Below are 20,170 nucleotides of genomic sequence, written 5' to 3'. Positions count from 1 at the left end.
GCGAAACCCCGCTGTCTATTGAGACACACACCTCTCCTGGTTAGTGTTGCAATCCTTCTACCCGCCCCTGGCGGGTTTCTTTTTTTGGGGCATGCCTCGAGGGCGGCGACCAGAACCGTGCTTCAGCAAAACCCGCTGACCGGGGATCCGGCGGCGAGCGCCCATAAAAAAAGAGGAGCCGCAGCTCCTCTTTCCACATGCCTATCTTTGACGATCAGAATACGTACTTGACCCTGGCACTCAGGTTGCGGCCCGGCTCCGTCATGTACTGGGTATCTGTGCCGGCAGCCTGGCCCGCCACCCGTTCGTAGCTGACATACTCTTTGTCGAACAGGTTGAAGACGCCGACGTTGAGTTGCAAATCGGTCAACGGCTTGAACTGGGCATAGAGATCCACCACGCCCCAGCCTGCACTCTGGATGTTGTCATTGCCGCGGGAGTCCTGGCTGACCTTGTTCATGTCATCGGCAAAGCGCAGCGCGGTATTGATGTTCCAGTTCGGTTGTTCGAGGCGAACTCCCACTGAACCGTTGAGCGGACTCAGACTGTTGATGTAGTTGCCTTCGCCATCCTCACCTTCGATATACGCCAGGTTGCCCCAGACATTGACCAGGTCGTTGAGCCAGTAGTCGGCCTTGGCTTCGACCCCCTTGGTGGTGGCCTCATCCAGGTTCTGGTACTGGTAGAGAGCGGTCCGGCCCGAGGTGCCGATGGATTGCAGCTCGATAAAGTCTTCGAACTTGTTGTAGAAGGCGGTCACTTCATAGCTGAACCCACCCTGGCTGCCACGCACCCCGGCATCGATACCGTCACTGCTCTCGGATTTCAGATTGGGGTTAGGCTCGATACGATAGCCGTAAGCCTGGTGGTTAAGGGTCGAGAAGGCACTGTCATACATGGGCGCCTTGAAGCCATGGCTATATTGGGTGAACAGATTGGCCAGCTCATGCGCCTTGTACACCAGGCCCAGTTTCGGGGAGAACTCGCCCTCGGAAATGGTCTTGAGATCATCCCCCGTGTAGGCGGGATCACTATCCGGCTTCATATGGTAATACTCGTAGCGAGCCCCCGGGGTCAGCACCCAGCGCTCGCCAAATTTGATCTCGTCGAATGCCCAGAGTGCGGCACGCTGACTGGTGGTCGAGGGGAAGCTCAACTCGCTGTAGGAGTCGAAATCTCCGGGCACGGTCGGGTTCTTGATGCGCGTCCGCTCGTTATCCGTGTGTTCATACTCCACTCCCCAGGCCAGACGCTGGCTGGCGAGGGCCTTGCTGAATTGCAGCTGGGCGCCCAGGCTCTCCTGCTCGAAGCCATTGTGATCGAGCGAGTTCTTGGTCACATAGGGGTTGCGCGGATTGACCGGATACTTGGAGGAGGCGTACTGATCCAGGGTCTGCTTGGTGCGGGCGTAGTAGAGCTTGCTGTCGATGCGATCAACCCAGTTGGCCCCTAGGGCGATGCCGTGATCCAGCACCACCGAGAGGTTGTCCGTCTCTTTGTCGGTAATGGGCTGATTGAAGACGCTGGCGGTCTTGGAGAGATCGATCGAGTCTGGATCTTGATTCTCGCTGAGATAGTCGACGGTCAGCTTGAGGAATTGATCCTCGTTGATATTCCATTGACTCTTGAGCAGCACGGCATTGGTGCCGATATCGAAATCTGTCTTGGTGGAATCGTAATTCTGAGTCACACCGCTGTCGCGCCAGGTGTAACGCAGCAAGCTCTCGACATCACCGCTGCGCAGTGCGCCGGTAAAGCCCAACATCCGCTGATGGCTGTCGGACGCATAGCCACTGGTCGCATCCAGGTAGTGATCCTTGTCAGTGAGGAAATCACTGGCATCCTTGGTGGTGATGGCGATGACGCCCCCCAGGGCATCGGAGCCATAAGCGGCAGATGCCGGGCCCTTGGCAACCTCCACCTGCTTGATCATGTCGGTATCAAAGTAGCTCTGACCGACGCCCCCCTTGCTGTAGGCATCATTCTGACGCACGCCGTCCACCACGACCTTGACCCGGTTTTCACCCATACCACGTATGATGAAGGTCTGGGCACTGCCCACGCCGCCAACCACCTTGACGCCCGGCTCATAGCGGAACAAGTCAGCCGCATTGGTGACCATCTGTTCTTCTATGTCGGTGGCGGTGATGACGCTGACCGAACTGGCGACATCTTCCAGTTTCTGGGGCATGCGCGAGGCACTGACCACGACGACCTCGTCGGCGTTGGGCTTGGAAGTCTGGTTCTGTGCGGCGTGAAGCGGGGAAGTGAGTACTGTCATGACCGCAATTGCGATCAAAGAGGGGGGATTAGTATAAGCCACTGCATGTCCTTGATTGAGAATTATTATCAACATGAGCATCTTAGTCAGCCACAAATAAAGATCAATGATAATCGTTATCATTTTTATTTGATTGGGGTTTACACTAGCGACCCTTTACTCGATTGTGACCGCGCCCGCCAACTTGGCGAAGCCCCATCACCCAACCTCTGAACGCGAGAAATCATGTTTCGACTCATTGCTCTTGGCACCCTATCCCTGCTACTCAGCGCCTGTACCCATCACACCATCAGCCCCCGTCACCAGACGGCCGCGACCCTGTATGATTATCGACTGACCGATGAAGCAGGCTCGGCCATCTCCCTCGCCCAGGCCGTGGATAAGGTGGAGGATGCCGACATAGTGCTGGTCGGGGAGCTGCACACCCATCCGGCGCTGCATCTGCTGGAAGCCGAATTACTGGCAGCCTTGCAACTGCATTCCCAAGACGATGGCCGGGCCCTGGTGCTCTCCATGGAGCAGTTCAGTCGCGGCTCCCAACCCGTTCTGGACGCCTACCTGGCTGGCCAGATTGGGGAGGCCAAACTGATCCGCGATAGCGATGCCTGGCCCAACTATGTGAGTGATTACCGCCCGCTGGTTGAGTTTGCCAAATCCCAGCGACTCACTGTGCTTGCCGCCAATGCCCCCAAACCCCTGATCAGCTGCATCGGCCAGGAAGGCCCCGCCTGGCTGGACAAGCTGCCTGCCACCCGCCGCAGCCAGCTGGCCCGGGAGCTGACCCTGGGCGATGATCCTTACCGCCAGACATTCATGGCCTCCATGCATCATGGGGATGCGGATAGCAATGACCGCCGCTTTGCCGCCCAGACGGGCTGGGATGACACCATGGCCGAAACCATGGTGGACTACCTCAGATCCCATCCGGGCAGACGCATCATGCACATCGCCGGCAATTTCCATGTAGAAGGCGGATTGGGCCTTGCCAGCCGCATTGCCAGTCGCAATCCGGCACTCAAGGTTGCCCTGGTGGTGCCCCAGAGCGGCACCGATCAGGTTGCAGGGCGCCGTGCCGAGGTGGGGGTCAGCATCGAAGCTTTACCCAAACGCTGGCAAAGCGAGGGGGAAATGAAGCAAGATATGGGCGCACTGCATCAATCCCGGCAGCGGGACTGCAACCAGTGGTTACAGCCCTGACCTGGGCCCGAGGGGTGATCAGCGCAAGATGACGAGCATCAGGCTCCCTGATGCTCCACCACACAGCCGAGATGGGGGACTCCCCCAACCTCTTTGAGGAGTGCATATGGACGTGTTACTGGTTATCGATGTGCAACAAGGGCTGTTTGATGTTCCGCGCCATGAGGACACCCAGGTGTTCTCCAATATCAATCGCCTGACCGACGGTGTGCGTCAGGGCGGTGGCCGAGTCATCTATGTGCAACATGACGAACCAGGTGGCGAACTCGAACCAGGTAGTCCGGCCTGGCAAATCCATGCGGCCCTCTCCCCAAGACCCACAGACAGCCGGGTACGCAAGACGGCATGTGACAGTTTTCTCGATACCGAACTCGGCTTCCTGCTGGCGGAGCAGAGCGTGGACAGATTGATCCTGTGTGGCTGCGCGACCGACTTCTGTGTCGATACCACAGTGCGCAGCGCCGCCTCCCACGGCTTCGACGTCACAGTGGCACAGGATGCACATACCACGGCAGACAGGGCTCACCTGAATGCAAACCTCATCATCAAACACCATAACTGGATGTGGGAGAACCTGGCCCTGCCGGGAGAGCGTCTCGTCCTGGTTCAACCCACAGAACAGATTTTTTGAATGAAATTTCCCGTGCGCCCCCATACCGCTTTGCTCATCGTCATGCTGCCAGGCCTGGTTGCCTGTGGCTTCACTCAGCCATCGGATCAGCCGCCCCCTCTGTTCAGCACTCACATCAATGAGGAGGGCAGTAAACGCTTCCTGTTCGAGGCCGCGCCGCTGGAGACATTGCCCACCCGGCTGCAAGATGACGACGGTAGCAAGTTGCAACGCCAGCAGAGCCTGCTCGAACGACGTACCGCCCTGCAGGATGCCCAGCTCCAGCAAACGCTGGAAGAGCGGGGTTACTGCCATCAGGGTTTCATCGTGCTGAGTCAGACCTCCTGGCGGATCAGGGGCGAATGCAATGAGACGGCCAATGAGGGTGATCGCCAGGCCTTCCCCAACCGGGTTGACTGGCAAGGTTGATGAGCGCTGAAGTACCTGACATAAAAACGGACAGCCAAGGCTGTCCGTTTTTATGTCGAAGGGGCGCTTAAAGCACCTTGTCGGTGCGGGTGATCGCTTCACCTGTATCGACGCGCTTGTGGCCTTCCACCAGATGCACCACCTCCACCAGCTCATCACTCGAGACCTGGAAGGCCTGGCCAAATCCTTTCACGAACAGACCTTGCTGGGGCTTGAGGCAGAACAGCTTGAAGTCCTCCAGCCTGGACAGACCGGCAATGATCTCGCCGAAACGATCCTGCAGGGCGGTCACCGCGGCCTGCCAGCGGCCATCATCCCGAGCCACCACTTCGGCGCTCGCATCGAAGGTGAGGCGTTTGCGCGCAAACAACTCACGGGCACCACCTTCATCCTCGATCAGCATCAGCGAGACCTGGGGCACCTGCTGCAAGTTGCGGGCGTGACGGGCTATCTCGGAGATAAGCACATAATAGCCATCGGGTTGCAGCACAAAGGGGGCATAGCTGGCATTGGGTCGCCCTTCGCTGTCGACCGTGGCCAGTTGCAGGGTGCGACATGCATCACGAAACTCGCGGATTTCCGGCTGCAACCGATTTTGCAGGCGCTCCTGACGTTCACTCATGCTTTTACTTCCTCTTGATGCTGTTGGCGCAGGGCCATGAAACGCTCGACTTGGGCGGGAAGCAGCTGACGCTTCTCATCCCGGCCCAGATAGACCTTGAAAATGCAGCGGCCCCTGTGGCCAAAGAACTGGAAGGAGTGACCCTCCTTGCCCATGAACAGCTTGCTGACCAGGGCCACGTGCAGGACGTTGTCGAGCTTGAGGTGACCGTGCATCTCACCATCTCGTCCCATCAGGTTGTAATAACCCCGGGCATTCTTGCCCTTGGGGAAAGGCGCCTTCACTTCGAAGATGGACCCCTCTGATTCCACAATCGTGGTCACTTGTCCCCAATCGGCCAGATCCGCCAACAAGCCTTCGGCTTGATCCCCTGCCAACAGGGTGACCAGCTCCTTCGGCAAATGGCGAACCACTTCCCATTCACTGACCGCCAACTGGCTCGCTATGCTCGATGGGTGAGCGCCGGGATCCTGTTCCAGCAGTTCATGAATGCGCAGTGCAATGCTCATCTGTTTTCTCCCTCGGGACTCACATCCCCTCTGCAAATCGTGGTGGCACTCTAATAAAACGGGGCAAAAAGCACAATTGATAATTGTTTGCATTTGTGTTCATATTTGAGTTGTTGGCTACCAACCCCGTTCACCCCCTATCTATCTTCTGGAGATTAGCATGGCCCCACGCCTTGCCCTCGCCCTCTGGCTGAGTTGCATTCCCCTGTCCGCCTCCATCATGGCGGCAGAACGCATCATCAGCGTAGGCCCCGCCACCACTGAACTTATCCTGGCACTCGGCGGCGAAAAACAGCTCGTCGCGACCGATATCAGCAGCCAGGATCCCAAGGGGTTACCCAGAGTGGGTTATCACAGGGCCCTGGCCGCGGAGGGGATGTTGAGCCTCTCCCCCACCCTGGTGGTCGGCAGTGATGAGATGGGGCCCAAGGCCACCCTGGAACAGCTCGGCCGTGCAGGCGTCAAAGTGGAAGTGCAAGCCACCGCACCTACCCTGGCCAACCTGAATCAACGCATCACGACCCTTGCCACGCTGCTCGGCATGCCGCAAGCCGGTGATGCATTGAACGCGCGCGTCAATCAGGAGGCCGCCAGCCTCGCCACCGAAGCAAAACAGAACAAGCCGCTCAACGTGGTCTTCCTGCTGCTGCACAAGGGGCAGCCCACCAGCATTGCCGGTGGCGATACCACGGCCAGTGCCCTGATCACCCTCGCCGGAGGCGTCAATCCGGTCGCTACCCTGCGCGGTTACAAGCCCGTCTCGGCCGAGTCATTGATCGAGATGCAGCCCGACCTGGTACTGGTCAGTGGGCGTGACTGGCAACAATATCAGGATCCCCACACAGTGTTGCAGCAAGTCTCTTCCCTGAGCGCCACTCCGGCAGGCAAGCGCCTCGCCATTCATGCCATCGATGGGCATGCTCTGCAGGGGGGGCTCAGCCTGACGACCTTGGCACAGGCCAGCAAGGTCGCCGGCTGGATCAAACAGGGTTCATGATGCGGCTGCCCCTCCCCTGGTTGCTGCTTGGACTCGGTCTGCTGCTGAGCGGGCTCCTGCTCGGCTCCCTGGCCACAGGGCCGCTGCCTCTCTCGTTCAGCGAGAGCTTGCAGGCGCTGTTGGCCAGTGAGACCAGCCAGCTTGCACCTCACAAATTGCTGGTAGTACAAGAGATCCGTCTGCCCCGAACCCTGCTCTGCCTGGCCGTGGGCGGCATACTGGGCCTGTGCGGCGCCGTGATGCAGGGGCTGTTTCGCAACCCCCTCGCCGATCCCGGCATCATAGGGGTTTCAGGAGGCGCTGCCTTGGGCGCCGCCCTGGCCATAGTGCTGCTGGCCCCCCTGGAGCAACAACTGCAAGCCAAGCTCGGCATCGGCTTGCTGCCTCTGCTCGCCTTTCTCGGCGGAGCCATCACCACCACCCTGGTCTATCTGCTCGGCAGTCGCCAGGGGGGGACTTCCGTCACCGTCATGTTGCTGGCCGGGGTGGCCATCACGGCGTTATCGGGCGCCGTGATGGGGCTGCTCAGTTATCTGGCAGACGATCAGATGCTGCGGGATCTCAGCCTGTGGCAGATGGGCACGCTTGCGGCTGGGAAGCCCGCTGACATGCTGCTTTCCCTCGCGACCCTGGCCATACTCCTGCTGTTATTTAGCCGCGATGCCGGCCCCCTCAACGCCCTGCTGCTGGGGGAGTCCGAGGCCCGTCATCTGGGGGTCAATGTGCAGTCCCTGAAGCGGCGACTGATCCTGCTCACCGCCGCCGGTGTCGGTGTCGCCGTGGCGATCGCCGGCATGATAGGTTTTGTCGGCCTGGTGGTGCCGCATCTGGTGCGGCTGCTGTGTGGACCCAACCATGTTCGCCTGCTGCCCCTCTCGGCACTGGTCGGTGCGGCCCTGCTGCTGGGGGCAGACATGCTGGCTCGCACCCTGCTGGCGCCAGCCGAGTTGCCGGTCGGCATCATCACCGCCCTGCTCGGCGCCCCCTTCTTCATCTGGCTGCTGCTGCGCGGCCGTCGCACACTCTAGGCGCCCCATGTCCATCCCCCCCCAACACAATCCGGCCGAGCCGCTGCTCAGTTGCCACGCCCTCAACCTGCACCGCGGTGGCAAACCGATACTCCGTGACCTGAACCTGACCCTGAGTGGCGGCACCCTCACCGCCCTGCTCGGCCCCAATGGCGCGGGCAAGAGCAGCCTGCTCAAGTGCCTCACCGGAGAGCTCGATTATGGTGGTGAGATACGGCTATTCGGCCAGCCCCGTGAGCAGTGGCAGGCCAGTATCCTGGCCCATCGACTGGGTGTGCTGCCCCAAAGCTCTTCCCTGAACTTTCCGTTTCTGTGCGAAGAGGTGGTCACCATGGGCCGCCTGCCCCACAGCGAACCTGCGGCACGCCAGCGCGAGATTGTCAGTGCCGCCATGGCCCATTGCGGGGTCGAGCATCTGGCCAATCGCCTCTACCCTGGGCTATCGGGGGGTGAGCGCCAGCGAGTGCAGTTCGCCCGGGTACTGGCCCAGATCTGGCAAGCGCCCAATGCACCGAGCTCCCCTCGGCTGTTGCTGCTCGATGAGCCCACCTCGGCACTGGATCTGAAATACCAGCATCAGCTGCTCACCCTGGCACGCGCCTTGGCGGCCCGTGATACCGCGGTACTGGTGGTGTTGCACGATCTCAATCTCGCCGCCCGTTACGCCGATCGCCTGCTGATGTTGGCCGATGGCAAGCTGATGGCCGACGGCCCTCCCGCCGAGGTGCTGACGCCGACCCTTATCCACTCTCTCTATGACTATCCCGCCGAGGTCATGCTTCACCCCCAGAGCGGGCTGCCCATCGTCAGCTAAACCAGATAACAACAACGAAAAGAGCGCCTCTGTGGCGCTCTTTTCAATGGGATGGCTGTACTGGATTCAGGCTATCTGATAACGGCCCGGCTTGTGGTTGAGTGTCAACATCAGGTTACAGATGATGGCCGCCGCCACGGAAAGGGTCAGCAGCCAGAGGGATACCACGAAGAAGGAGGTGACGACGATGGCGCAATCAAGCCCCATTTGCAGCTTGCCAGCGCGGATGCCGAACCTGTCCTGGATAAACAACGCCAGGATATTGAAGCCCCCCAGACTCGATTTATGGCGAAACATGATGAGCAATCCCATACCTATCAGGGTGCCGCCAATCAGGGCCGCGTAGGCGGGCTCAATCTTGCCTATCTGCAACACGCCATTGAGGTGATCCGTCATGAAGGAGACCGCCGCCACAGAGACAAAGGTATTGAGGGTAAAACGGGGTCCCATCCTCAGCCAGGCCAGGACATAAAAAGGCAGGTTGATGCCAAAGAACAGCAGACCAAAGCTCAGTCCTGTCACCTGTTGCAGCAGCAACGCCAAGCCAGCAGTGCCGCCGGTGAGCAGACCTACCTGATGAAACAGAAAGATGCCAAGAGAAACGAAGCCAGATGCGATCAGCAAGGCCAGCACATCCTCATAGAGGGGATGTGCACTGGTGTGGGGGGTCTTGTCCATAAGTTGTATCCGTTTGCGAAGGAGTGCGCCTTGCTGAGCCAGGCGAGTGCGGGCCCTCTCTTCAGGGCCTTCTTGATTCGCACCAGTCTATTTTTTGTGAACAGGATCACAATAGCCAACCAGCATGCACCAACTTGGTATCTGTCACCTCACCTTGACAGGGGTTGCACCAATATAAAGCGGCCCACCAACCCCGGAGTGATCAAGAGATATCCATGCCAGCCCCTTCCTTGCAGGGCTGTTCGGCCTGCAGCCCTTCAATCATGATGGCGGCTATCTCGTCATAGGCACTGGACCAGGCCAGAGCGAGCGCCGGGGTAAAGTGCTCGCCCAATCGCTTGGCCATGACATTGGTCATGGCCAGCTTGACCAAATCGAAGTGTTCGGAGGTGACGCCATAGCGCCTGTGTTGCTGTCCCAGGTGGCGAATGATAAAACGCAACGCATCGAGCTGCTCCAGGCTGGTCAGCACAATGTTGAGGGTCTGGGAGACCTTGCTGACAAGCTGCTCATTCGTCATGGTGAACATGGGGACAAGGCCCGGGTCCAGGATAAACAACTCCTGGTAGATCTCCCTGACAAAGTCATTGCTGAACAGGGAAATACGGCTCCAGGCCCGTTGTACCAAATCGATATCATCAGAGGTCATAGGCAATCCTTAGCCATCATCGCTCCTCGTCCAGAGGCAGCCACACAGAATCTAATAACAAAGTAGTTATTAGCGCCATATTTGGCATTACCTCATGCATCAATTCATTCGCATCCCTGTGGTTTACCTCGGCGTCAGGGCGTCCGGCGATAAGTTCCAGACCATTTCGTTCTTGAAGCTCGCCATACCATAACCACAGAGTCCACCCTCTGGCTGGCACTTCCTCCGCATTTCCCCTATAGCTTTTGGACGTTGAATGGAGAGATGTCATGGTGAATGGGCTCGAGAAGCAGCTGTTTATGCTATTGACCCTGCTGTTACTCAGCACTGGGATAGCAGAGGCCGCCACCAAGGAGCCATTTCGTCAGGCACCTCGCGCCATCAATGCCCTCCAGCAGGGGCAGGCGGCTCAAAATCGGGGCAACATCAGCCAGGCGATACGGCACTATTGTGTCGCCGCCAGCACCGGCAACCCCGAAGGCTATTATCGTATTGGCCGCCTGCTCGCCCCCCGCAACCCCAAGTTGGCCAACGGCTATCTCTCCATGGCGATGCGCCTTGGCAACCAGCAAGCCGCCCGCTACTACAACAGCCGGGTTGGCAATGTCCCCATGGGGGACAATTGCGGTGCGGGCATCGCGGGGGGCGGCGGTTATTTTGCCATTCCCACTACCCCCTTCAACCTCGACGCCTATGTGGCGCGTCAATCCCCCGAAAAACGAAAACTGGTGAATATGTTGCGTCAGGCCGCCGATCGCCACGATATAGACCCGCGTCTGGTACTGGCCATCGCCATCGCCGAGTCCAATCTCGAACCCGGCGCCATCTCCCCCAAAAATGCCCAGGGCGTGATGCAGCTCATCCCCGCCACCCAGGCTCGCTTCGGTGTCACTCGCCCCTTCGATCCCGAGCAGAACATCCGCGGTGCCATGGCCTATCTCAAGTGGCTGCATCGCCGCTTCGACGGCGACTGGGTGCGGATATCGGCGGCCTATAACGCCGGGGAAAAATCCGTGGATCAATACGGCGGCATTCCCCCCTATGCCGAGACCCAGCAATATGTGCGCAAGGTGCTCTACTTCGCGGGCAAAGAGCCCACCCCACACCAGGCCAGGAGCCGAACCAGCAAGCCATAGTCCCACCACTGAGCCCACGCAGAACCTTGTGTGACACTCAACATCTTATCCCCCATTGAATGCCCCTCTCGTGCGCCATTTCCACACCGGCATCGACTTTCCCCCCGTCGGCCATTGGTTTACAATCGCACCGTTATTCGGAACCGGCTGGCCCCTGTCGCCAGTTGGCCCCACCACGACATCAGCCTGTTGACGAAATAAAGTTAACCTGATGAAAAGGAAAGAGAATTAGCCAATGGCTCAATTTATTTACACCATGAACAGGGTGGGTAAAGTCGTACCGCCCAAGCGTCATATTCTCAAGAACATCTCCCTCTCCTTCTTCCCGGGCGCCAAGATAGGCGTATTGGGTCTGAATGGCGCCGGTAAATCCACCCTGCTGCGCATCATGGCGGGGATAGACACCGAGATCGAAGGGGAAGCCCGTCCGCAGCCCGGCATCAAGATTGGCTACCTGCCCCAGGAGCCCAAGCTGGATCCGGAGCAGACAGTGCGCGAAGCGGTCGAAGAAGCCATTGGCGAAGTAAAGCGCGCCATGGCCCGTCTGGACGAGGTCTATGCCCTCTACGCCGAGCCGGATGCCGACTTCGACAAGCTGGCCCGCGAACAGGGTGAGCTGGAGGCCATCATCGAGTCTCAGGGTGGCCACAACATGGAAAATCAGCTGGAGCGCGCGGCCGATGCCCTGCGTCTGCCCGCCTGGGATGCCAAGATCCAGCACCTCTCCGGTGGTGAGCGTCGCCGGGTGGCCCTGTGCCGCCTGCTGCTGGAAAAGCCGGACATGCTGCTGCTGGATGAACCGACCAACCACCTGGATGCCGAGTCCGTAGCCTGGCTGGAGCGCTTCCTGCACGACTACGAGGGCACTGTGGTCGCCATCACCCACGACCGCTACTTCCTCGACAACGTGGCTGGCTGGATCCTGGAGCTGGACCGCGGCGAAGGCATTCCGTGGGAGGGCAACTACTCCTCCTGGCTGGAGCAAAAAGATGCCCGCCTGGCCCAGGAAGCCAGCTCCGAGGCTGCTCGTCGCAAGTCCATCGAGAAAGAGTTGGAGTGGGTTCGTCAGAACCCCAAGGGTCGTCAGGCCAAGTCCAAGGCCCGGATGGCGCGCTTCGAAGAGCTCAACAACAACGACTACCAGAAGCGCAACGAGACCAACGAGCTGTTCATTCCCCCCGGACCCCGCCTCGGCGACAAGGTGCTGGAAGTGAGCAACCTGCGCAAGTCCTATGGGGACCGCGTGCTGATCGATGATCTCTCCTTCGCCATTCCGAAGGGGGCCATCGTCGGCATCATAGGCCCGAACGGTGCCGGTAAATCGACCCTGTTCCGCATGATGTCAGGCCAGGAGCAACCGGATTCCGGCACCATCAGCCTGGGGGATACCGTGGTGCTGGCCTCTGTGGATCAGTTCCGTGACAGCATGGATGACAAGAAGACGGTGTTCCAGGAAGTGGCGGACGGCCAGGACATATTGCGCATTGGCAACCATGAGTTCCCGAGTCGCGCCTATATTGGCCGCTTCAACTTCAAGGGTGCCGATCAGCAGAAGCGGGTCGGCGAGCTCTCCGGGGGGGAACGTGGCCGTCTGCACCTGGCCAAGCTGCTGCAAACCGGTGGCAACGTGTTGCTGCTCGATGAACCGACCAACGATCTGGACATCGAAACCCTGCGCGCCCTCGAGAACGCCCTGTTGGAGTTCCCGGGTTGCGCCATGGTCATCTCCCACGATCGCTGGTTCCTTGACCGCATCGCCACGCATATTCTCGATTATCAGGACGAGGGCAACATCGCCTTCTTCGAGGGTAACTTCACCGAATATGAAGAGTGGAAGAAGAAGACCTATGGCGCCGAGTCGGTTCAGCCGCACAGAGCCAAGTACAAACGCATCACCAAGTAAGTGAGCCGAGTACAAGATGGCGCGAGGCGGTACAACCGCACCGAACCAGATAGGCAAGCGTATCGCCCCATCAGGGTGATTGCATCGTGACAAGGGGAGCCAAGGCTCCCCTTTCTACTGCCTTTTGACTTACAATCTCCCCGCCTTCCCCTACCGATACCAGCCGATGACCCAGACCACTGTCACCGCGAAGAGACTCACTATCCAGATCCGGCTCGAACCCGGCTGCCTCGGCCCCGACGGCAAGTCACACATAGAGACCTTCTGCGCCGCCGCCACCCGGATCTTTGCGGCCATCGAACCCGAACGGGTGCACTGGGTGCTGCTACCGCGCCATGACAAGCAGTTGCCCGAACAGACATTCTTCCTCGGGGATCGCAAATTGAGCGAGGAGCAAGCCGCTCAACTGATGGGTCGCATGGGGCTGGATCTTGCCACCCTGCAGGAGCGCAGCGATGCCATGCTGGCACTGCTGGTCGAACGCTACTTCAAGACCCTCTGAGCCTCACCCGAGGGTCTCATGGTCTCTATCGAGCTCCATTTTCACTGCACTGACGGCAAACGTTTGAATTTTTACTCTATTCGTTGATCCACTTCGCAGATCCGGGGTTTGTAAACGACGACGCCTGTGTGAAAATGTGCGCGCTGTCACGGTATCAGGACGAGTCCGGCTATTCATTAGCCAGCGACGCCGGTCAGGATCCCTCATGGATGGGTCTGGCCGCGAGCCTGCTGCTTATTTCACGTCACCCATTGGAATACAACATGAATCAACCACATCAAACCGACCATCAGGCTGCCGGGCAAGGATTGCTCGAACGCCTGTTCGCCCTGAAAGGCCATGGCACCACCGCCCGCACCGAGGTCATCGCCGGGATCACCACCTTCCTGACCATGGTCTATATCGTGTTCGTCAACCCGCAGATCCTCTCCAATGCGGGCATGGACACCCAGGCGGTATTTGTCACCACCTGCCTCATCGCCGGCATCGGCAGCATTCTGATGGGTCTGCTGGCCAACCTGCCCATCGCCCTGGCCCCCGCCATGGGTCTCAACGCCTTCTTCGCCTTCGTGGTCGTCGCCGGCATGGGCTACTCCTGGCAGGTCGGCATGGGCACCATCTTCTGGGGCGCCCTGGGCTTGCTGATCCTCACCCTGCTGCGGGTACGCTACTGGCTGATTGCTAATATCCCGCTCACCCTGCGAGTCGGCATCACCGCCGGTATCGGTCTGCTCATCGCCCTGCTCGGCCTGCACAACGCCGGCATAGTGGTGGCGAGCCCCGCCACCATGGTGACGGTGGGCAATCTCACCTCCCTGCCCTGCCTGCTGGGGCTGCTCGGCTTCTTCCTGATCTGCATCTTCTCCGCCCGCGGCGTCCACTCCGCCGTGCTGATCGCCATCGTGGTCACCACCACCCTGGGCTGGCTGTTTGGGGATGTGACCTTCAAGGGCTTCGTCTCCATGCCGCCCAGCATCACCCCGGTGTTCGGCCAGCTGGATCTGATGGGCTCGCTGGACATCAGCCTGGCGGGGATCATCTTCTCCTTCATGCTGGTCAACCTGTTTGACTCCTCCGGTACCCTGATAGGTGTCACCAGCCGGGCCAAGCTCGCCGATGACAAGGGCCGCTTCCCGCGCATGAAACAGGCGTTGATGGTCGACAGCATCAGCTCGGTTGGCGGCGCCTTTATGGGTACCTCCTCGGTCACGGCCTATATCGAGAGCAGCTCAGGGGTCGCCGTCGGCGGTCGCACCGGCCTGACCGCCATAGTGGTCGGCGTGCTGTTTCTGCTGGCGATCTTCTTCTCCCCCATCGCCGCCATGGTGCCCGCCTATGCCGCCGCCGGCGCGCTCATCTACGTGGGGGTGCTGATGTGCTCCGAGCTGACCAAAGTCAAATGGGAAGACTTGACCGAGGCGGTGCCGGCCTTTATGACAGCGGTGATGATGCCGTTCAGCTTCTCCATCACCGAGGGGATCGCCGTGGGCTTCATCTCCTACTGCGTGATGAAGGCGGGCACCGGTCGCTGGCGCGAGATCAACCCCTGCGTGCTGGTAGTGGCCCTGCTGTTCGTGATCAAATTCGTCTGGGTCGATAGCCACTAACCCCGGCTGCGCACACAAAAATGCCCGTCATCGACGGGCATTTTTTATGGCTGGCAAAAGGCAAGATTCAACGGATGCCGCGCGCCTCGCGGATCCACTCCCAGGCCTGCTGTATCTCCTGGGCTTTCTCCTTGGCCATCTCCATCATCTCCGGCGGCAGACCCTTGGCGGCCAGCTTGTCCGGGTGATGCTTGCTCATCTCCTTGCGATAGGCCTTCTTCACGTCGGCATCCGACATCTCTTCGCTCACCCCCAGCAACTGGTAGGCGTCCTTGAGCCTGTCACGGCTCGGTGGCTGCTGGCCCGCGGAGTGATGACCCCCCTGATACTGGCCCCGGCCGCCGTGGCGGAAGAAGTTCATCTGTGCCTCGGCCATGGCCAGGATCCGCGCCAGCTCTATCTGGCTAAAGCCCAGCTCCTCGGCAATGGTCTGCAAGATGGCGCGCTCGGCCGCTTCGACCTGACCATCGGCAAAGGCCGCTTGCAGTTGTACCTCCAGGAAGAAACGCAAGATGTCGCGCTGGCCCTGGCTCGCACTGCGAAACCCGGCCAGGGTCTGACGCAGGGGAAAATCAGCCTCTTTACCCTCGCGAAACGAACGCTGGGCGTTGCTGCGCTGCTCGGGGGAGAGCCGCATCCGCTCCATCAACGCCGCAGCGACCCGGATCTCCTGCTCGGTGACCTGGCCACCCGCCTTGGCAATGTGGCCCATGACCGCGAAGGTCGCGTGGAAGAAGATGGCTTGCTGCTCGGCGCTCGGGGTGCGACGAAATGCCCCCTGGATGCCGATACCGCGGTCAAACCGGTGACCGAGCCAGAGACCAATCAGCAACCCGAAGATATTGCCGAGTAAAAAACCGAAGAAGGCGCCGAGCACCTTGCCCCAAATACGCATGACTCAAGACCTCATATTAATTAGTGGAGCTTAACTCGTCGTCCAGGGCACGCAGCCGCGCCACAGTGCCGATATCGCGCCAGTCCCCGATCAGCGGTGAGCCACCCACTCGCCCTTGCGCCATCCAGTCGCGCAGCAGCGGGGCCAGTTTACGACTGCCCTGGGTGAGGGCACTGAAGGCTGACGTGTGGTAAAGACCGACGCCGCTAAAGGTCAATCCGGGGCGATCCAGTACTCTGTCTCCCTCGAGGGAAAAATCCCCCTGAGGGTGCTGGGGAGGATTGGGCACCAGCCAGAGATGGGCGAGATCGTCTCCCAGAGATTGAGACACCAGAGGCGCGTAATCCATTCCCAGCCAGGTATCCCCATTGATCACCAGAAAAGGGCCATCCCCCAGCAGTGGCAGGGCCTGCACTATGCCGCCCGCCGTTTCGAGCGCCGCAGCCTCGGCAGACCAGGCGATCTGTACCCCGACGTCACTGCCATCACCGAGCGCCGCCACCAGCTTGTCGCCGAGCCAGGCATGGTTGATGACCACCTCGCTGATGCCAGCGGCTTTGAGCTTCTCGAGATGATGAACGATAAGCGGCTTGCCCCCCACCCTCAGCAGCGGCTTGGGCACAGTGTCGGTGAGCGGACGCATCCGCTCACCGCGACCGGCCGCCAGTATCATGGCCTTCATGGGCCCTTGCCCTCCAGCACTGCGCCATCAAAACCGGGCAGAACCCGGCGCACCAGCCACTCTCCGAACTCGGCCAGCACCGGATAGGCGGTGCCGTGCAGCTCGCACACGTCCACCACATAGCCCAGAGTACGGGGAATATCCTTGAGGTAACCTGACTTGCCATCGCGATGATAGAGACGGGTGAACAGGCCCGCCGCCTTCAGGTGACGCTGCATACCGGTCAGGTCCGCATGACGACGGAAACTGGCATAATCCAGCTCGCCGAGCAGCCCGGCTTGACTCAATCGGGCATAGCCAAGCTGCATTCCCTGCTCGAGCACCTCATCGGGCCAGCGCACGTAGCAATCCTTCAGCAGCGAGACGAGGTCATAGCTGAGGGGGCCCATGACCATGTCTTGAAAATCGATGATGGCCAACTCGCTCAGGGCCGGGACAGGGTCCCCCTCCCCTTCGCTGCACACCATCAGATTGCGACTATGGAAATCTCTGTGCATCACCCCCTGGGGCTGAGCCAGGCTATTGGCGGTGAGGCAGGCGAAAGTGTCATCCAGCAACTGCTGTTCTGCCTCGCTGAGCAGCAGTTGCAGATGCTTGCCCAGCAGCCATTCGGGGAAGATGGCGTTTTCCCGGGCCATGAAGAGCTCATCGAAAGGCTCGAGCGGCAACACCACGCCCCCCAGCCGGGGCAGCAGCGCAATGGCTTTCTCGTACCAGGCCAGTACGCTGTGCTCACCCAGACAATGAATGAGCTGGATATCGCCAAGATCTGTCACTGCCAGCAGGCCAAGGCTGTAATCGACCGCTCGCACTTCGGGTGCCAGCAGATTGCAGGCATGCAGGGCTGCCGCATTGCGAACAAATTCGTGATTCTTTTCGGTGTGGGGATTGGCATCCACCCAGACAAGATCTGCCCCCCGATAGTAACGGCGGAAACTGGCATCGCCAGAGATAAGGGTCAGCGTCAGCTGGGGGTCGCCGGTGTACTGGCGAGCAAACTGGAGCAGGGAGTCGAAGCGATTGGACATGAGTGAAGGACCGGCTGAAGGTGGAAAGCAGCGCTTGGCTGTTAGCCCTGGCCGCAATAATGCTTTATCATTGCCGGCTAACATAAAGCAATGAGATGCAATGTCAACTCGATGAGTCCTGGCGTATTATGCATGCTCTTGAATCAGCCGTTTCGATACGGATTGCGCGAGTCTTCTAAATGACAAAATGGACACTGGGGCGTGCCTGTCCCATCGCCCTGACCATTGGCCTTGCCAGCCCGGCATATCTCCAGGCTGCGCCATTGAGCGTACCCGCCGCCACTGGTCTGCTGGACGGGCTCTGCTATGACTATGTTCCCAAGATAGAGAAAGCCCCCGCCAATGAGGACGCCAACGCCCTGCCGGTGGAGGTTGATGCCGACAGGCTCGAGGCCAAGCAGGGTGGCACCGCCGTCTATCAGGGCGACGTCAAGGTTCGCCAGGGTGTGCGCAAGTTTGATTCTGATTATGCCCAGGTCGATCAGAAGAGCCGGGATGTGATCGCCATCGGCAACATCTATTACAACGACGGCCAGGTCACTGTCACCAGCGACAAGACCCTGAAATCCAACCTCACCACCAAAGATTCCGAGCTGGAAGAGGGTGTCTATCAGGTTCATGGCTCACCGGTGCGTGGCTCGGCCGACCGGGTCATCATGACCAATAACAACCAGAACATCACCCTGGAAGGCGCGCAATACACTACCTGCCCACCGGGCCAGGAAGCCTGGACCCTGAAGGCGGGCAGCATCGACATCGATCAGAACGAGGTGTTTGGCGAAGCCTGGAACGCCAGTCTCTGGCTCTATGACTACCCGGTGTTCTACTTCCCCTATATCAACTTTCCGATCAAGGATCAGCGCAAGACGGGTCTGCTCTACCCCAGCTACGAGCAGAGCTCCAAGAACGGCATGGACATCAACCAGCCGTTTTACTGGAATATAGCCCCCAACTACGACGCGACTATCAGCTCTCGTTTCATGGACAGGCGTGGCCTGATGGAGCAGGTCGAGTTCCGCTATATGCCGAACCCGTCCCATACCGGCAGCCTCTATTTCGAGAACCTGGCCGATGACAAGCAGTATGACGAGACGGATAGCCTCAATGATTATCTCGCCGATGGTCATCGCTACCTGCTCAGTGCCCGTCATACCTCGCGCTTCCTCGACAATGCCCTGGTGATGTCCCTCGACTACACCAAGGTACGCGATAACGATTACAACTATTTCAACGACTTCTCGCCGCCGGTCGGCACTCAGGTCGATAACCAGTTGCAACAATCCTTTACTGCCGGTTATTACCAGCAGAACTGGAACCTGACCACAGAGGCGCGCACCTACCAGATATTGCTGGCCGGTGCCCAGCAGCCTCACACCATGTTGCCGCGCATCAATCACAACTTTTACCATCAGGGCAACTGGTACGATCTGGCCTGGAATACCGAATTGACCAAGTTCGGCTATGACAATAATCAATCCACCATCGGCGAGGCCTACACAGGCACCCGCCTCTACAGTGCGCCTACCCTGACGGTGCCGCTCATCGATGCGGCTGGCTACTACCTGGATAGCCAATACAAGCTGATGTACACCCAGTACAACCAGGATGTACCGGATAGCAGCAAGCTCACGGCCTATTACCGCGACAAGGGGCTGACCGATCTCGACGACAAGGTCACCCGGGTACTGCCCTCGTTCCGCCTCAAGGGTGGCATGACCTTCGATCGTCAGCAGGATTGGTTTGGTGAAACTGCCAACCAGACCCTGGAGCCCGAGTTTCAGTACCTCTATGTCCCCTACGAGGATCAGGACAACATTGGTATCTATGACTCGACCAGCATGCGCCAGGACTACTACAGCCTGTTCAGCGATCGCCGGTTCGCCGGTCTGGACCGGATAAGTGATTCCAACCGGGTCTCCGTGGGTCTCACCAGCCGGGTCTATGATGCCGTAGGTGATGAACGTCTCCGTCTGGCGGTGGCTCAGGCATTCGATTTCGTCGCCCCCAAGGTAACGCTCTATCCCAGCGATGAGGCGAGCACCAACACCCGCTCCCCCTTGTCGTTCGAGGGGGATGCCAAGATAAGCGAACAGTGGTTCGCCCATGCCGGCGCCCAGTATGACGTGCAGGAAAAAGAGTTCAGCTCCGCCAACAGTGCCCTGGAATACCGCCATGAGAAGCTGGTCAGCCAGGTCAACTACCGCTTCGTGCGTGATGCCAACTATGACCTCACCCGCAGCGGTGAGACGGCCAACATCAATCAGGTCGGCATGGTGGTGGGCTCGCCCATCAATGACCAGTGGCACATGTATGGCGGCTATTACTACGACCTGGATCAGAACGTCAAAGTCGACCGCAAAATAGGCGTCAAATATGACTCCTGTTGCTGGAGCATCAACTTCAACCTGGAGTGGGTCAACAGCCCGGATAACGTCACCTACCAGCCCACTTCGGAGCGTAGTTTCGGCATCCAGTTTGAAATGAAAGGATTGGGTAGTGTGGGTACAGGGGCCAAGGGCACCAGTCTGGATACAGATGCCCTGCCTTACATTCGTCCGTTTAACCTGCGGGACAAGTGAGTCATCGCAAAACGCCTTGAGAGA

General features: G+C 59.4%; 19 protein-coding genes. 11 read left to right on the top strand and 8 right to left on the bottom strand.

All coding sequences use genetic code 11. The annotated features are described in order from the left end of the window. Positions 1-214 precede the first annotated feature (214 nt). Entirely contained in the window at positions 215-2,362 is a 2,148-nt protein-coding gene (locus KYK33_RS05175; protein ID WP_396021380.1) for a TonB-dependent hemoglobin/transferrin/lactoferrin family receptor, read from the bottom strand. Between the two features lie 144 nt (positions 2,363-2,506). On the opposite strand from KYK33_RS05175, the gene KYK33_RS05170 reads away from it, so the two are divergent. From KYK33_RS05170 to KYK33_RS05160, 3 genes are all read left to right on the top strand, one after another. Beyond that, entirely contained in the window at positions 2,507-3,478 is a 972-nt protein-coding gene (locus KYK33_RS05170; RefSeq protein WP_224432259.1) for a ChaN family lipoprotein, read from the top strand. A 106-nt stretch (positions 3,479-3,584) separates the two neighbouring features. Further along, on the top strand, positions 3,585-4,109 hold the full coding sequence (locus KYK33_RS05165) for a cysteine hydrolase family protein (protein WP_224432258.1): 525 nt from the start codon (positions 3,585-3,587) through the stop codon (positions 4,107-4,109). Then, positions 4,110-4,517 (top strand): hypothetical protein, encoded by a 408-nt coding sequence (locus tag KYK33_RS05160; RefSeq protein ID WP_157013871.1) that lies wholly within the window; start codon positions 4,110-4,112, stop codon positions 4,515-4,517. A gap of 67 nt (positions 4,518-4,584) precedes the next feature. Here KYK33_RS05160 and hutZ read toward each other — a convergent pair whose 3' ends face one another. After that, positions 4,585-5,139 carry a heme utilization protein HutZ gene (gene hutZ, locus KYK33_RS05155; protein WP_224432257.1) on the bottom strand — a complete coding sequence of 185 codons (555 nt, stop codon included), beginning with the start codon at positions 5,137-5,139 and terminating at the stop codon, positions 4,585-4,587. Next, a complete protein-coding gene (gene hutX, locus KYK33_RS05150) occupies positions 5,136-5,648 on the bottom strand; it encodes a heme utilization cystosolic carrier protein HutX (protein ID WP_224432256.1) in 513 nt (170 codons plus the stop codon). The genes hutZ and hutX overlap by 4 nt, the downstream gene beginning before the upstream one ends. 160 nt (positions 5,649-5,808) lie before the next feature. Here hutX and KYK33_RS05145 point away from each other — a divergent pair, with 160 nt between their 5' ends. Genes KYK33_RS05145 through KYK33_RS05135 form a run of 3 tightly spaced genes read left to right on the top strand, consistent with a single transcriptional unit; the run spans position 5,809 to position 8,487 of the window. Further along, positions 5,809-6,645: a heme/hemin ABC transporter substrate-binding protein gene (locus tag KYK33_RS05145; RefSeq protein ID WP_224432255.1), complete on the top strand. Its 837-nt coding sequence runs from the start codon at positions 5,809-5,811 to the stop codon at positions 6,643-6,645. Further along, a complete protein-coding gene (locus KYK33_RS05140; protein WP_042040185.1) occupies positions 6,642-7,673 on the top strand; it encodes a FecCD family ABC transporter permease in 1,032 nt (343 codons plus the stop codon). Before KYK33_RS05145 ends, KYK33_RS05140 begins: the two co-directional genes overlap by 4 nt. Before the next feature lie 7 nt (positions 7,674-7,680). After that, the gene (locus KYK33_RS05135; protein WP_224432254.1) at positions 7,681-8,487 is read left to right on the top strand and encodes a heme ABC transporter ATP-binding protein; all 807 of its coding nucleotides are present in this window, start codon (positions 7,681-7,683) and stop codon (positions 8,485-8,487) included. Positions 8,488-8,553: 66 nt separating this feature from the next. Here the strand turns inward: KYK33_RS05135 and KYK33_RS05130 are convergent, their stop codons facing one another. Both KYK33_RS05130 and KYK33_RS05125 read right to left on the bottom strand, forming a co-directional pair. Further along, positions 8,554-9,165, bottom strand: coding sequence for a YitT family protein (locus tag KYK33_RS05130; protein ID WP_224432253.1), 612 nt, complete (start codon positions 9,163-9,165; stop codon positions 8,554-8,556). Between the two features lie 202 nt (positions 9,166-9,367). Then, entirely contained in the window at positions 9,368-9,814 is a 447-nt protein-coding gene (locus tag KYK33_RS05125; protein ID WP_224432252.1) for a globin domain-containing protein, read from the bottom strand. Positions 9,815-10,083: 269 nt separating this feature from the next. Between KYK33_RS05125 and KYK33_RS05120 the strand changes: the two genes are divergently transcribed. The 4 genes from KYK33_RS05120 to KYK33_RS05105 all read left to right on the top strand — a co-directional run bounded on the left by KYK33_RS05120 (position 10,084) and on the right by KYK33_RS05105 (position 14,962). Next, positions 10,084-10,950 carry a lytic transglycosylase domain-containing protein gene (locus KYK33_RS05120; RefSeq protein ID WP_042040179.1) on the top strand — a complete coding sequence of 289 codons (867 nt, stop codon included), beginning with the start codon at positions 10,084-10,086 and terminating at the stop codon, positions 10,948-10,950. A 235-nt stretch (positions 10,951-11,185) separates the two neighbouring features. Further along, a complete protein-coding gene (gene ettA / locus KYK33_RS05115; protein WP_224432251.1) occupies positions 11,186-12,853 on the top strand; it encodes an energy-dependent translational throttle protein EttA in 1,668 nt (555 codons plus the stop codon). Positions 12,854-13,019: 166 nt separating this feature from the next. Next, positions 13,020-13,355, top strand: coding sequence for a hypothetical protein (locus KYK33_RS05110; RefSeq protein ID WP_224432250.1), 336 nt, complete (start codon positions 13,020-13,022; stop codon positions 13,353-13,355). 263 nt (positions 13,356-13,618) lie between these two features. After that, a complete protein-coding gene (locus tag KYK33_RS05105) occupies positions 13,619-14,962 on the top strand; it encodes an NCS2 family permease (RefSeq protein ID WP_224432249.1) in 1,344 nt (447 codons plus the stop codon). A gap of 67 nt (positions 14,963-15,029) precedes the next feature. Here KYK33_RS05105 and djlA read toward each other — a convergent pair whose 3' ends face one another. From djlA to KYK33_RS05090, 3 genes are read right to left on the bottom strand one after another with little or no spacing between them, the layout of a single operon-like run. Then, positions 15,030-15,857 carry a co-chaperone DjlA gene (gene djlA, locus KYK33_RS05100; protein ID WP_042040173.1) on the bottom strand — a complete coding sequence of 276 codons (828 nt, stop codon included), beginning with the start codon at positions 15,855-15,857 and terminating at the stop codon, positions 15,030-15,032. Between the two features lie 16 nt (positions 15,858-15,873). Further along, positions 15,874-16,539 (bottom strand): N-acetylmuramate alpha-1-phosphate uridylyltransferase MurU, encoded by a 666-nt coding sequence (gene murU, locus KYK33_RS05095; protein ID WP_224432248.1) that lies wholly within the window; start codon positions 16,537-16,539, stop codon positions 15,874-15,876. Then, positions 16,536-17,567: an aminoglycoside phosphotransferase family protein gene (locus tag KYK33_RS05090; RefSeq protein WP_224432247.1), complete on the bottom strand. Its 1,032-nt coding sequence runs from the start codon at positions 17,565-17,567 to the stop codon at positions 16,536-16,538. The genes murU and KYK33_RS05090 overlap by 4 nt, the downstream gene beginning before the upstream one ends. A gap of 179 nt (positions 17,568-17,746) precedes the next feature. On the opposite strand from KYK33_RS05090, the gene lptD reads away from it, so the two are divergent. Further along, positions 17,747-20,146 (top strand): LPS assembly protein LptD, encoded by a 2,400-nt coding sequence (gene lptD / locus KYK33_RS05085; protein WP_224432246.1) that lies wholly within the window; start codon positions 17,747-17,749, stop codon positions 20,144-20,146. The last annotated feature ends 24 nt before the right edge of the window (positions 20,147-20,170 follow it).

Source organism: Aeromonas rivuli, from assembly GCF_020149575.1.
Classification (GTDB): Bacteria; Pseudomonadota; Gammaproteobacteria; order Enterobacterales; family Aeromonadaceae; genus Aeromonas; species Aeromonas rivuli.
The sequence above is the reverse complement of the archived record's forward strand: the minus strand, read 5'-3'. Positions and strand labels throughout refer to the sequence as shown.

Excerpts from the sequence above, each read along its gene's own strand:
- KYK33_RS05175 (WP_396021380.1), bottom strand. The coding sequence starts at position 2,362 with ATGCTCATGTTGATAATAATTCTCAATCAAGGACATGCAGTGGCTTAT.
- KYK33_RS05170 (WP_224432259.1), top strand. The coding sequence starts at position 2,507 with ATGTTTCGACTCATTGCTCTTGGCACCCTATCCCTGCTACTCAGCGCC.
- KYK33_RS05165 (WP_224432258.1), top strand. The coding sequence starts at position 3,585 with ATGGACGTGTTACTGGTTATCGATGTGCAACAAGGGCTGTTTGATGTT.
- KYK33_RS05160 (WP_157013871.1), top strand. The coding sequence starts at position 4,110 with ATGAAATTTCCCGTGCGCCCCCATACCGCTTTGCTCATCGTCATGCTG.
- hutZ (WP_224432257.1), bottom strand. The coding sequence starts at position 5,139 with ATGAGTGAACGTCAGGAGCGCCTGCAAAATCGGTTGCAGCCGGAAATC.
- hutX (WP_224432256.1), bottom strand. The coding sequence starts at position 5,648 with ATGAGCATTGCACTGCGCATTCATGAACTGCTGGAACAGGATCCCGGC.
- KYK33_RS05145 (WP_224432255.1), top strand. The coding sequence starts at position 5,809 with ATGGCCCCACGCCTTGCCCTCGCCCTCTGGCTGAGTTGCATTCCCCTG.
- KYK33_RS05140 (WP_042040185.1), top strand. The coding sequence starts at position 6,642 with ATGATGCGGCTGCCCCTCCCCTGGTTGCTGCTTGGACTCGGTCTGCTG.
- KYK33_RS05135 (WP_224432254.1), top strand. The coding sequence starts at position 7,681 with ATGTCCATCCCCCCCCAACACAATCCGGCCGAGCCGCTGCTCAGTTGC.
- KYK33_RS05130 (WP_224432253.1), bottom strand. The coding sequence starts at position 9,165 with ATGGACAAGACCCCCCACACCAGTGCACATCCCCTCTATGAGGATGTG.
- KYK33_RS05125 (WP_224432252.1), bottom strand. The coding sequence starts at position 9,814 with ATGACCTCTGATGATATCGATTTGGTACAACGGGCCTGGAGCCGTATT.
- KYK33_RS05120 (WP_042040179.1), top strand. The coding sequence starts at position 10,084 with ATGGTGAATGGGCTCGAGAAGCAGCTGTTTATGCTATTGACCCTGCTG.
- ettA (WP_224432251.1), top strand. The coding sequence starts at position 11,186 with ATGGCTCAATTTATTTACACCATGAACAGGGTGGGTAAAGTCGTACCG.
- KYK33_RS05110 (WP_224432250.1), top strand. The coding sequence starts at position 13,020 with ATGACCCAGACCACTGTCACCGCGAAGAGACTCACTATCCAGATCCGG.
- KYK33_RS05105 (WP_224432249.1), top strand. The coding sequence starts at position 13,619 with ATGAATCAACCACATCAAACCGACCATCAGGCTGCCGGGCAAGGATTG.
- djlA (WP_042040173.1), bottom strand. The coding sequence starts at position 15,857 with ATGCGTATTTGGGGCAAGGTGCTCGGCGCCTTCTTCGGTTTTTTACTC.
- murU (WP_224432248.1), bottom strand. The coding sequence starts at position 16,539 with ATGAAGGCCATGATACTGGCGGCCGGTCGCGGTGAGCGGATGCGTCCG.
- KYK33_RS05090 (WP_224432247.1), bottom strand. The coding sequence starts at position 17,567 with ATGTCCAATCGCTTCGACTCCCTGCTCCAGTTTGCTCGCCAGTACACC.
- lptD (WP_224432246.1), top strand. The coding sequence starts at position 17,747 with ATGACAAAATGGACACTGGGGCGTGCCTGTCCCATCGCCCTGACCATT.